Here is a 10,703-nt window from a genome sequence, read left to right as displayed (position 1 = left end):
ACGTCCAGACTGGACATTCGGTCCAGCCCCTGCGTGGAGGGGCGGCGCGGCGCGCTCCTAGGCCGCGTCGAGGTCCTGGTGGATCGCCCGGGAGACGCCCTCGATGGTGGCGATGCCGGAGCCCATCGTCGCGTCGTCGTCGGTGAGGACGGTGATGCTGTAGTCGTGCCCGCCGCCGGTGAAGGCGCCCAGGCTGTGCACCCGCCAACCGTGGGTGGCGCGGGAGAGCCAGCCGTTCTTGACGTGGACGACCGCGGAGTCCGGGGCGCCCGCGGGGGTGCCCCAGCGCTGGGAGGGGACGACCTCGTTCATCAGCTTGAGGGCGTAGGCGCGCGCGTTGGCGCCGAGCACGGCGTTCGGCGCCGTGAGCAGGTCCATCAGCTTCTGCTCGTCCCCGGCGGTGATCTGGGTGAGACCCCAGGCCCCGGCGCCGTCCGGCACGGTGTGGCCCATCCCCGCGGCGGACAGGAAGTCGTTGACCTTGGTGACGCCGAGCTGCTTCCACAGCGCGGTCGTGGCGTCGTTGTCCGACTTCGTGATCATGGCGGTGGCGAGCCCGGCCTCGTGGGAGGTGAGGTGGCGATGGTGCTGCTGTGCGTCCCGGAGCAGGGTCGCCAGGACGGTGACCTTGACCGTGCTGGCGGAGTCGAAGTGCTGGTCCGCGCGGAGCGTGCACGACGTGCCGGTCGTGCGGTCGTGCACGGACACGGCCGTGCGGGCGGTGCCGCCCTCCAGCGCCGACGTGATGTCCCGCTGCAGTTTCGCGGCCAGTCCGGGCGCCGCCGAGCTGCAGCTCACCTGGGGCGTCGCGGCGGCGGCCGCCGCCGTCGCGGCTCCTGCCGCCACGGGGACCGCCACGCCTGCGAGGACCGCGGCGGCCATGGCGCGCCGGGATATTCGGGTATGACCCATGTCACTCCGTCCATCGGGTTGCTGCCGGCCGGGCTGACTGCCCAGTGTGGGCGGACGGTTGGGCAGGACGGGATGTGACGTCGGCTACGTCCGGCCGGGGCCGCGAGGGCCCCGGCGGGGCCCGTCGCGGCCACGTCCCCGGGTGGCCGACGGTTCACCGGGACGCACGCGGGGGCCGTCGCGCGCCCGTGGAGTGACGCCGTTCCGCGCCGCCGTCTTGGCGTGCCGGATGCTCCAACTCTCGTGACACGACGCGTCGTTGCCAGCCGGTCGGCCAGACGGAAGCGACCGCCGCAAGCCGCCACCGCCACCCGGGAGGGCGACCGTCACCCCGGCCGCCGACGATCTCCCCAGGGATACCGCTGCGCCGGGCCTCGTACCCTCGTCCGAACCATGCCGATATGACCCGAATGTGATGAAGCTCGCACGCCCCTCATTACCTCCGGCGTCATCGACCGGCCCGCACGGGCCCGGCAGGATCAAGGACGTCCGGCAGGACGGACACCACGCACCACGGACCACGACCCCAGGGAGCAGCCATGACCGCCTACGCCGTCGGCCACCTTCGTCCCGCACAGCCCCACGAGGAGGTCTTCACCTATATGGAGCGCATCCAGGACACCCTGGACCCCTTCGGCGGCCGCTTCATCGTCCACGGCGCGACCGTGGAGGTCGTCGAGGGCCGGTGGCCCGGGACGATCGTCCTGATCGGGTTCCCGGACATGGACCGGGCGCGGGCCTGGTACGGGTCGAACGCCTACCAGGAGATCCTTCCGCTCCGCACGCGCCACCTCGAGGGCGAGGTCATCCTCGTCAACGGCGTCCGACCCGGCTACGACGTCACGAAGACCGCCGCACGGCTCAGGGAGGAAGCCACGCGGACGGGCGCGTTGCCGGCCTGACGGGCCGCAGGCCCCGGCGGGCTCAGCCACCGAACCGGCAGCCCGAGGTGTGGGAGGCGGCCTCACCGGCCGCCAAGGCCGCGTCGCCGGCGCGGACGGCGTCCAGCAGACGCGCGTGGTCCATGTAGTCCTCCGGGCGCAGCGTGGGGGCGCCGAAGTGCTCCTTCAGCGAGTCCCTGACGACCTGGCCCAGGTCCGCGTAGAGCTCGGCCAGCACCTCGTTGTGCGAGGCGGCCACCACGGCCAGGTGGAAGGCGCTGTCCGCGTCCACGAAGGCGTCCCGGTCACCCGAGGTCCAGGCGCGTTCCCGCTGGTCCAGCAGCGTGTCGAGGCGGGCGAGGTCGTCCTCCGTGCGGCGCGTCGCGGCCAGGCCGGCCGCGGCCGACTCCAGGGCGCCGCGCACCTCGGTCACGTCCCGCTGCCCGGCGTCCTCGAAGCGGCGCTGCATCACCCCCGCGAGCTCGCTGGTCGCCGCGACGTACGTGCCCGAGCCGTGGCGTATGTCCAGCAGCCCGTTGTGGGCGAGCGCGCGGACGGCCTCGCGGACGGTGTTGCGGGCCACGCCCAGTTGCCGGACGAGTTCCGGCTCGGTCGGGATGCGCGAGCCCACCGGCCAGGCCCCGGAGGTGATCTGGCGGCGCAGTCCGGACACGACCTGCTCGAAGAGCCCGGACGGACGCGGCACGGGACGTAGACTCATCCCATGATTATACGCCGGAGGGTCGCGAGCCGGTCCGCGGAACGGCGGAACCCGGCACGGCCCGGTGCCCGCACCGGCGGCCTGGCGGTGGTGGCGCTGCTCCTGGTGGCCTTCAACCTCCGCCCCGCCGTCACGAGCCTCGGGCCCGTCCTGGCCGAAGCGCGCGCCGCCCTCGGGATGAGCGGAGCCGTCGCCGGGCTGCTCACTTCCGTGCCGGCGCTCTGCTTCGCCCTGGTCGGCTTCGCCGCGCCCGGGCTCGCCCGCCGGTACGGGCCCTCGGCGGTCGTCGCGGCGGGCACGGCCGTGGTCGCCGTGGGGCTGGTGCTGCGGCCCCTCGCCGGGGGCACCGCGCTGTTCCTGGCGCTCAGCGCAGTCGCGCTCGCCGGGATCGCCGTGGCCAACGTGCTGCTGCCGGTGGTGGTCAAGCAGCGCTTCCCCGACCAGGTCGGCCGTATGACCGGCCTGTACTCCATGGCCCTCAACCTGGGTGCCTCGGTCGCGGCGGCCGCCACCGTGCCGCTGTCCGGGGCTTTCGGCGGCGACTGGCGGTGGGGGCTGGGGGCCTGGGGCGTGGTCGCCGCCGTCGCCGTGCCCCCGTGGCTCGTGCTGGCGCGCATCCGTACGGCGGACCGGGCGCCGCAGCCCGCACCCGGGCCACCCGGCGCCGGGTCCGGACCCGGCGTGCGGATGACCCGCTCCCCCACGGCCTGGGCGCTGGCCGCGTACTTCGGCCTGCAGGCGGGTGCCGCCTACGTCGTCATCGGCTGGCTGCCCCAGGTGTTCCGGGACGCGGGGCTGTCGGCCGGGACCGCCGGCCTGCTGTTCGCCGTCACCTCACTGCTGGGTGTGCCGCTGTCGTTCGCGCTCTCGGCCCTCGCGGGGCGGCTGCGGCGGCAGAGCGGCATCGCGGTCGTGCTCGGGGTGTTCGGGCTGGCCGGGTACGCGGGGCTGTGGGCGGCACCGGCTGCCGCGCCATGGGTGTGGGCCGTGCTGCTGGGCGTCGCCAACTGCTCCTTCCCGCTGGCCCTGACGATGATCGGGTTGCGCGGCCGGAACAGCGCGACGGTGGTGCGGCTCTCCGCCTTCGCGCAGAGCGCCGGCTACCTGCTGTCGATCCCCGTCCCGTTCCTGGTCGGCGCGCTCTACGAGCACACCGGCGGCTGGCGGGTCCCGCTGGTCCTCATGGCCGTCCTGATGGTGGCGCAGCTGGTCGCCGGCCTGCTCGCGGGGCGGGACCGTAACGTGGGCTGACCGGCGGCGCCGACCGCGGGGATCACCAGGGCAGGGCGCCGTCCGGCCCGGAGAAGGTGCCGGTGGGACCGTCCGGGCCGAGGGTCGCCAGCCGGACGATCGCCTCGGCGCCCTCCCCGACCGTCCCGTTGCCCGTTCCGAACGGGTCGGCCCCGGTCAGCCCGGGCTCGGCGGCGTTGACACGCAGACCGGGCAGGGCCTTGGCGTACTGCACCGTGAGCATGTTCAGCGCCGCCTTCGACGACGCGAATACCGGCAGGAGGATGCGGGCCTCCGGGCGGCCCGGGTCGGTGACCAGGCCGAACGAGCCGAACGCCGAGCTCACGTTGACGATGACGGGTGCCTGGGAGACCGCCAGCAGGGGCAGGAAGGCATGCGTCATCCGCACGGCGCCGAAGACGTTGGTCTCGAAGACGTGGCGCATGACGGCCGCGGTGACCTCCTCGGCCCCGCGCATTCCCTCGAACGCCCCGGCACCGTTGACCAGGACGTCGAGCCGGCCCTCCCGGCGGGTGAGCTCGGCCGCGGCCGACGTGACGGAGGCGTCGTCGGTCACGTCGAGGGGGACGAAGTGGGCGCCGAGCTCGTCGGCGGCCGCACGGCCGCGGCTCTCGTCGCGGCCGCCGACGTGCACGGTGTGCCCCAGCTCGATCAGCCGGCGGGCGGTCTCCCGGCCGAGGCCCCTGGTGCCTCCGGTGATCAGTGAGACGGTCATGGGTCTCCCCTGCGCTGTGCGGATCTTCTGTCGCCGCAGGGATCCGTACCGCGTATGGGTCCCGTCAACGCCGCTTCCCGGGGATCCGCCCCGTGGCCGGCGTTGACGACGCCCGGCGGGGTGGCGCCGGAAGAGCGCGGGGAGTGGGTCGGTGCGCGGGTTCGCGGGGGCGCCCCGTACGGCGTGCACTTCGCCGACCACGTCCTCGCGGGCGGCCGGATCCTGTGGCAGCACGGGGACACGAGCACGTGAACCCGTGGGCCCCGCGGTTTCTCCGCGCCGCGGGGCCCGCGCCCGCCGTCACGGCGCCTGCCGCGCGCTCCGGGGTACGAAGGGGAGCAGCAGGTAGGAGGGGTGGGCGGGGCCCGAGACGAGGGTGGTCGTGCCGGTGAAGACCTCGTCCGGGCGGTCGTCGGGGTCGTTGTGCAGGAAGGTGCCGTGTCCCTTCATCGCTACGCCGTAGGTGCTGGACCAGGGGCCGTCGCCGGGCAGTTCGAAGTCGCGTCCCGTGACGGTGAGGGCGAAGCGGTGGCCGGCGGGCACCACGACGGAGGTGGGCCAGATCTCGACGTCCAGTGCGACGACCTCGCCCGGCGTGAGCGGCTGGGGACGGTCGTGGGTGTGCCAGGGCCGGTACGGCAGGCTGCGCCCGGGGTCGGTGGCACGGTGGGAGGCCCTCAGCCAGCCCGCCACGACCACGCCCGCCGGATCGAGCCCGCTGACGAAGGTGACGTCCTTGCCGTCCGGGTCGAGCACCCGCAGGGTGAGGAACAGGTCCGCGTCGGCGGTCGAGGAGGCGATGTGGAGGCGGGCGGCCGCGGGCCCGGGCCCGCCACGTGTGCGCCGGTGGTGGGGTTCCGCGCGCCGCGCTCGCCGACGCCGTGCTGCACCGAGGCGAACCTCCAGGATGGTCGTACCGGGCCGGGCGGCCGTCCCGGGCGGTGGGACGGGACCGGTAGTCCCGGACCAAGAGGACGGCGGCCACCGCGTGATCACCCGCGGGTGCGCGGACTCCCGCAGATCGCGCGGTGGCCCCCGGGCCGGGGAGGAAGGGCTCAGGCCCCTGTCACTGGCCCACCCTGCCGTCGACGCACTCGCGCAACAGGTCGGCGTGCCCGCAGTGCCGGGCGTACTCCTCGATCCGGTGCACCAGCAGCTCCCTGATGGCGATCCCGTCCTTCCCCACGCGCTCGCCCAGGTCCGGGTGCGCCGCGAGCGCCGCGTCGGTCGCGGCCTGTTCGCGTTCCAGATCGCGGTACGCGGCATCAACCACGGCCTGGTCGGCGACGGCGTCGTCGAAGTCCGCGTCCCGCCTGCCGTACAGCTTCGTCAGGGGCTCGCCGTCGCTGATCCAGTTGCGCCAGTCCCGTTCCACCTCGGCGAGGTGCCGGACGAGGCCGAGCAGCGACATCGTCGACGGTGGGACCGAACGACGGGCCAGTTGCTCCGGGTCCAGGTCCTGGCACTTCATCCGCAGGGTCATGCGGTAGCTCGTCAGATAGTCCTGAAGGGTGGCGAGCTCACCGTCCGGACCGGGGCCTTCGCTGTCGCGGGGGTCGTCGTCCGGGTCGACCCACATGTCGGGGTAGACGGTCGCCCTGGTCCATCGTGGCGCTTGATCGCTCATGCCCGGCATGGTGGTCCGTGACGGCCCGCTTCCGCCACCGAGTTTGCGCCGCCGGACGCCGGCCTTCAGCCGAGGTGCTCGGCGACGCTTTCGAACTGGACGGCCATGCTCGAGAGGGAGGCGGAGTCGACGTGGTCCATGACGCGCCTGCGCGAACTGGCCAGGAGCGACGGATAGGCGGCCTCCAGCCGGTCCAGCCCGCCGGACGTCAAGGTCGCCACGCTCCCCCGCGCGTCCACCTCGTGCCGGCGCTTGGCCACCCAGCCGCGCGCCTTGAGGGAGTCGACCACCCGTGAGATGCGGCTGGCCGAAAGGCGGGTGAGCTCGGCCAGGTCGATCATCCGCAGTTCGCGGTCCTTGGCCTCGGACAGGAACATCAGCACCGAGTACTCGGACAGCGTCAGCCCGGTCGACTTCAGAAGGTCGTCATCCAGAGCCTTCGGCAACGCGGTCATCACGCGCTGCAGGGCACGCCAGAAGCGCTCTTCTTCTGCGTCCAGGGGAGCATCCGCCGTCATTGCGACAGCTTAACCCGCCGGTATACCGCCTACAGCCTTCCGTCACCAGGGAAGCGCGCCGTTGCGGTCGAAGTAGCCGCCGGTCGGGCCGTCGGGGTCGACGAGCGCCATGCGGACGATGACCTCGGCGCCCTCCTCGACCGTCTGGAAGCCGGTGTTGCCGTTCAGGTCGGTCTTGGTGAAGCCCGGCTCCACCGAGTTGATCCGGAAGTCCGGCAGCGCCTTCGCGTACTGGACGGTGATCATGTTCACGGCCAGCTTCGACGCCGGGTAGTCCAGGCCCGGGAACATGTGGGCGGGCTGGTCGGGGTCCGTGACGTGGTGCAGCGAGGCCAGGCCGCTGCTGACGTTGACCACGACCGGGGCGGCGGACTTCCGGAGCAGCGGCACGAACGCGTGGAGGACCCGCACGACGCCGAAGACGTTGGTGTCGAAGGTCGTCCTCATCGCGTCGGCGGTGGTCTCCACGGTGGGCACGACGCTGTTGTCCGGCCGGCGCACCTCGATGCCGGCGTTGTTGATCAGCACGTCCAGGCCTCCGCCGGCCTCGATCGTCCGCGCGGCGGCGGCGACCGACGCGTCGTCCGTCACGTCGAGCCGGACGAAGGACGCCCCCAACCGGTCGGCGGCCAGTCGGCCCCGCGCGGCGTCGCGGGCGCCGATCCACACGGTGTGGCCCTCCGCGATCAGGCGGCGCGCCGTCTCGTACCCCAGCCCCTTGTTGGCTCCGGTGATCAGTGTCGTCGTCATGGTGTCGCTCCCGTCTCGGGTGTTCGTTCTCCGACGCCTCCAGATTGCGGCGGGGCGGGGCGGACAGGGAGTCGTCTCGTTTTCCTGGGACTCGCGGTACCAGCGTGCTCGCCGCTCGCGGCGCGGTCCGCGGGCTGTGACGAGGTCCACAGGCCACCAGGGGCCGTACCGGACCCGAGAGTCCGGTACGGTCGGATGCATCCGGACCCAAGGGTCCATATAGCCCCCTCCCCCGAAGGAGCACCTGGGATGACACGCGCCCGCATCAGTGAAGCCCTCCGGGCACTGGTCTTCGAGCCCGAGCCCGGTGTCGCACTGGAAGACGTCCTCGACCGGTACTACGCGCCCGACTACACCCACCGCAGCGACGGCGACGTCCTGACCCGCGAGGAGTTCGCGGCCATGGTCGCCGGCATCCGCCCCCGGATCACCGGCGGCACGGTGACGGTCATCGACGAGGTCGGCGACGGCACGACGTACGCCGAACGGCACGTCTTCCACCTCACCCTGGCCGACGGCTCCACCCAGCACCGCGAGATCGCGATCTTCGGCACCCACGCCGAGGACGGCCGCTTCTCGCACCTGAGCGAGACCGGCTTCGACCTCCCCGCCGAAGCCCGCTGACGCCCCCGACCACCCACCCCAGGAGCCACACCATGCCCCGTCTGACCGACCCGGACCCGGCGTCCTTCCCCGACGACGTCCGTCAGTACCTGACCGCGCTGCCGCCGGACCCCATGGTCAAGATGATGTCCCACTCGGCCGGCACCGTGAAACCGTTCGTGGAGCTCGCCCGAGCCCAGTTCAGCTCCCTGCGGCTCCCGGCCCGTTCACGCGAACTCGTGATCCTCACGGTCGCCGAGTACACCGACTGCGCCTTCGTCGCGGCCCAGCACGAACCCATGGCGCAGGCCGCCGGGGTCGACGAGCCGACCCGCCGGCTCATCCGGGCCCGGGACCTCGACAACCCCGCCATCCCCCTCCCCGACCGCGCCCTGCTCCGCCTCACCGCCGAAGTGGTACGGCAGCCCCGCGTCAGCGACGAGGTGTTCGATCTGGCGCGGTCCTTCCTCAGCGAGCGCGAGTTCGTCGAGGTCCTTCAAGTGGCGGGCTATTACTGGTCGTTCGGCCGGATCGCCACCGTTCTGGACGTCGAGGTGACCACGGTCTACGGCGACGAGGTCCTGGACGCCCCGACGGACGCCGACAGCGCCTGAGACGTCGATTCCCCGAGCACGCGCGGGGATGCTCACGGCGTGCTGCCGGCATCGATCGCCGAGATGGCCGAGGAGCCGCTCCTGCTGGAGCCGGCCGACCGCCGGGTCGAATGGGAGACCAACACCTGGTGCTTGTCCGCGGAGGTGGACGACCGGCGGTCGGTCTCGGCAAGGAAATCCTCGACGACCGGGAACCGGGCCTGGTCGCCCGGCCGGACCTTGACGTCGTGGGCGACCGGTCGGAACCGCCGTCGCCCGAGCGGGAGGCGGCGCCTCTTCCCGCATGGGTGAGCAGCGTCGGGCCGGTCGCGCACTGATCCTCGCACGCCGCCCCAGCGCCCCGACCCGACCTTGGGAAAGGCCGGGTGCGGTACGATCGCGCATGGCGTCATGGAAGTCAGCGCCTGTGCAACACCGTGCGGATTCCGGTCTGTCGTGCCTTCGCTGTCGATTCGGCCGCGCGCGTGTGCACCGACCCGCCGGGTGTGCCCGCTCTCAGGATCTCCAGAGCGCATTCTTCCGACCGTGCGCTACCGGCCGGCGTCGATCCGCACTGCCGGCGCGAGCCTCGCCCATCGGTCGTCGACCGGTGCGCAGGCCCTTTTTGGAGACGACGTGAAAATCCTCCCCGAGATTTCCCGCACGCTGAGTGAGTACCTGCTCATTCCGGGCCTGACCACGGAAGACTGCACGCCGGACAACGTGGATCTCGGGGCACCCCTGGTGCGTCACCGGGTCGGCGAGGAGGCGGGGATCCGGGTCGCCACCCCCATGGTGAGCGCCATCATGCAGGCGGTGTCGTCACCGACGCTGGCGGTCGCGCTGGCGCAGGTCGGCGGGTTGTCGTTCATCCACCAGAACCAGCAGGTCGAGGACCAGGCCGCGGACGTGCGGACGGTGAAGCGGCACAAGGCCGGCTTCCGGACCAGCGACGTCACCGTGGCGTCGCAGACGCCCCTCGGCGAGGTGGCACGGCAGTTGGCCGACACCGAGCAGGGCGTGGCCGTGGTGACGGAGAACGGGGAACCGGACGGCGAGTTCCTGGGGATCATCAGCCTCGACGACTTCCACCTGGAACGTCACGGAACCTCCGAGGCCGCCGGCAACCGGATGCGGGGCCGTGACGATCTGGTCACCGCGCCGGCCTCGATTTCGCTGTCCGAGGCGAACGAGCTGATCTGGCATCACCACCTGGACGTTCTGCCGCTGCTCGAGGACGGCCGGGCCGTCTCCCTGGTGCTCAAGAGGGACTATCAGGCCCACAAGACGTACCACCGCGCGAGCGTGGACGGCGAGAAGCGTCTGCGGGTGGGCGCCGGCATCAATTCCCGTGACTTCAAGGACCGTATTCCCGCTCTGCTGGAAGCCGGCGCGGATGTGCTGTGCCTGGACTCCTCCGACGGCTATTCCGTGTACCAGGCGAAGACCCTCGAATTCGCGCGGGAGACGTACGGTGACGACGTTTTCGTCGGTGCGGGGAACGTCGTCGACGGCCGGGCCTTCCGTTACCTGGCCGATGCGGGCGCGGCGTTCGTCAAGGTCGGGATCGGCGGCGGGGCCATCTGCACCACCCGCGCGCAGAAGGGCATCGGCCGCGGGCAGGCCTCCGCGCTGCTCGACGTGGTCGAGGCGCGCGACGCCTACGCCCAGGAGACCGGGGTGTACGTGCCGCTGTGCTGCGACGGGGGCCTTCTCAACGACTCGCACATGGCGATGGCGCTGGCGATGGGGGCGGACTTCATCATGCTCGGCCGCTACTTCGCCCGGCTCGACGAGAGCCCGTCGCCGAAGCTGCAGATCGGCGGCCAGTGGTACAAGGAGTACTGGGGTGAGGGCTCGCGGCGTGCGCAGAACGCGGCCCGCTACGGCCAGCGCGGCCAGATGGTCTTCGAAGAGGGCGTCGACGGCTACGTGCCCTACGCCGGCAGCCTGTACGACAACGTGGAGAGGACCCGGGCGAAGCTCACCTCGACGATGATCAGCTGCGGGTCGACGAACCTGCGGGACTTCCACCGCGACGCGGTGCTCGTCCCGGTGTCCGCGGAATCCTTCAAGCAGACCGGCGCCGAGGTGCAGTTGCGCCGGCCCGCCGTCCACTCCGGGGAGTGATC

The 10,703-nt window shown here is 72.3% G+C and carries 12 protein-coding genes; 5 read left to right on the top strand and 7 right to left on the bottom strand.

The window, feature by feature from the left end:
* Positions 1-57: 57 nt before the first annotated feature.
* The gene (locus tag ACFV3E_RS20230) at positions 58-912 is read right to left on the bottom strand and encodes a serine hydrolase (protein ID WP_500535854.1); all 855 of its coding nucleotides are present in this window, start codon (positions 910-912) and stop codon (positions 58-60) included.
* A 539-nt stretch (positions 913-1,451) separates the two neighbouring features.
* On the opposite strand from ACFV3E_RS20230, the gene ACFV3E_RS20225 reads away from it, so the two are divergent.
* Entirely contained in the window at positions 1,452-1,814 is a 363-nt protein-coding gene (locus ACFV3E_RS20225; protein WP_500535853.1) for a DUF1330 domain-containing protein, read from the top strand.
* 22 nt (positions 1,815-1,836) lie between these two features.
* Here ACFV3E_RS20225 and ACFV3E_RS20220 read toward each other — a convergent pair whose 3' ends face one another.
* On the bottom strand, positions 1,837-2,514 hold the full coding sequence (locus ACFV3E_RS20220; protein WP_500535852.1) for a FadR/GntR family transcriptional regulator: 678 nt from the start codon (positions 2,512-2,514) through the stop codon (positions 1,837-1,839).
* 3 nt (positions 2,515-2,517) lie between these two features.
* Here ACFV3E_RS20220 and ACFV3E_RS20215 point away from each other — a divergent pair, with 3 nt between their 5' ends.
* Entirely contained in the window at positions 2,518-3,765 is a 1,248-nt protein-coding gene (locus tag ACFV3E_RS20215; protein WP_500535851.1) for an MFS transporter, read from the top strand.
* 22 nt (positions 3,766-3,787) lie between these two features.
* Here the strand turns inward: ACFV3E_RS20215 and ACFV3E_RS20210 are convergent, their stop codons facing one another.
* The 5 genes from ACFV3E_RS20210 to ACFV3E_RS20190 all read right to left on the bottom strand — a co-directional run bounded on the left by ACFV3E_RS20210 (position 3,788) and on the right by ACFV3E_RS20190 (position 7,375).
* Positions 3,788-4,480 carry an SDR family NAD(P)-dependent oxidoreductase gene (locus ACFV3E_RS20210; protein ID WP_500535850.1) on the bottom strand — a complete coding sequence of 231 codons (693 nt, stop codon included), beginning with the start codon at positions 4,478-4,480 and terminating at the stop codon, positions 3,788-3,790.
* Positions 4,481-4,780: 300 nt separating this feature from the next.
* Positions 4,781-5,476, bottom strand: coding sequence for a CocE/NonD family hydrolase C-terminal non-catalytic domain-containing protein (locus tag ACFV3E_RS20205; RefSeq protein WP_500535849.1), 696 nt, complete (start codon positions 5,474-5,476; stop codon positions 4,781-4,783).
* A gap of 70 nt (positions 5,477-5,546) precedes the next feature.
* Positions 5,547-6,107 (bottom strand): mycothiol transferase, encoded by a 561-nt coding sequence (locus tag ACFV3E_RS20200; protein ID WP_500535848.1) that lies wholly within the window; start codon positions 6,105-6,107, stop codon positions 5,547-5,549.
* A 65-nt stretch (positions 6,108-6,172) separates the two neighbouring features.
* Positions 6,173-6,625: a MarR family winged helix-turn-helix transcriptional regulator gene (locus ACFV3E_RS20195; protein ID WP_500535847.1), complete on the bottom strand. Its 453-nt coding sequence runs from the start codon at positions 6,623-6,625 to the stop codon at positions 6,173-6,175.
* Positions 6,626-6,667: 42 nt separating this feature from the next.
* Entirely contained in the window at positions 6,668-7,375 is a 708-nt protein-coding gene (locus tag ACFV3E_RS20190; RefSeq protein WP_500535846.1) for an SDR family NAD(P)-dependent oxidoreductase, read from the bottom strand.
* Between the two features lie 249 nt (positions 7,376-7,624).
* On the opposite strand from ACFV3E_RS20190, the gene ACFV3E_RS20185 reads away from it, so the two are divergent.
* The 3 genes from ACFV3E_RS20185 (at position 7,625) to ACFV3E_RS20175 (ending at position 10,701) form a co-directional block, all read left to right on the top strand.
* Positions 7,625-7,999, top strand: a complete 375-nt coding sequence (locus ACFV3E_RS20185; RefSeq protein WP_500535845.1) for a nuclear transport factor 2 family protein — start codon at positions 7,625-7,627, stop codon at positions 7,997-7,999.
* A gap of 32 nt (positions 8,000-8,031) precedes the next feature.
* Entirely contained in the window at positions 8,032-8,592 is a 561-nt protein-coding gene (locus ACFV3E_RS20180) for a carboxymuconolactone decarboxylase family protein (RefSeq protein WP_500535844.1), read from the top strand.
* A 390-nt stretch (positions 8,593-8,982) separates the two neighbouring features.
* On the top strand, positions 8,983-10,701 hold the full coding sequence (locus tag ACFV3E_RS20175) for an IMP dehydrogenase (protein WP_500535843.1): 1,719 nt from the start codon (positions 8,983-8,985) through the stop codon (positions 10,699-10,701).
* The last annotated feature ends 2 nt before the right edge of the window (positions 10,702-10,703 follow it).

This window comes from Streptomyces sp. NPDC059718, from assembly GCF_042733315.1.
Classification (GTDB): Bacteria; Actinomycetota; Actinomycetes; order Streptomycetales; family Streptomycetaceae; genus Actinacidiphila.
This window is presented reverse-complemented; position numbering and strand designations above follow the sequence as displayed.

Excerpts from the sequence above, each read along its gene's own strand:
- ACFV3E_RS20230 (WP_500535854.1), bottom strand. The coding sequence starts at position 912 with ATGGGTCATACCCGAATATCCCGGCGCGCCATGGCCGCCGCGGTCCTC.
- ACFV3E_RS20225 (WP_500535853.1), top strand. The coding sequence starts at position 1,452 with ATGACCGCCTACGCCGTCGGCCACCTTCGTCCCGCACAGCCCCACGAG.
- ACFV3E_RS20220 (WP_500535852.1), bottom strand. The coding sequence starts at position 2,514 with ATGAGTCTACGTCCCGTGCCGCGTCCGTCCGGGCTCTTCGAGCAGGTC.
- ACFV3E_RS20215 (WP_500535851.1), top strand. The coding sequence starts at position 2,518 with ATGATTATACGCCGGAGGGTCGCGAGCCGGTCCGCGGAACGGCGGAAC.
- ACFV3E_RS20210 (WP_500535850.1), bottom strand. The coding sequence starts at position 4,480 with ATGACCGTCTCACTGATCACCGGAGGCACCAGGGGCCTCGGCCGGGAG.
- ACFV3E_RS20200 (WP_500535848.1), bottom strand. The coding sequence starts at position 6,107 with ATGAGCGATCAAGCGCCACGATGGACCAGGGCGACCGTCTACCCCGAC.
- ACFV3E_RS20195 (WP_500535847.1), bottom strand. The coding sequence starts at position 6,625 with ATGACGGCGGATGCTCCCCTGGACGCAGAAGAAGAGCGCTTCTGGCGT.
- ACFV3E_RS20190 (WP_500535846.1), bottom strand. The coding sequence starts at position 7,375 with ATGACGACGACACTGATCACCGGAGCCAACAAGGGGCTGGGGTACGAG.
- ACFV3E_RS20185 (WP_500535845.1), top strand. The coding sequence starts at position 7,625 with ATGACACGCGCCCGCATCAGTGAAGCCCTCCGGGCACTGGTCTTCGAG.
- ACFV3E_RS20180 (WP_500535844.1), top strand. The coding sequence starts at position 8,032 with ATGCCCCGTCTGACCGACCCGGACCCGGCGTCCTTCCCCGACGACGTC.
- ACFV3E_RS20175 (WP_500535843.1), top strand. The coding sequence starts at position 8,983 with ATGGAAGTCAGCGCCTGTGCAACACCGTGCGGATTCCGGTCTGTCGTG.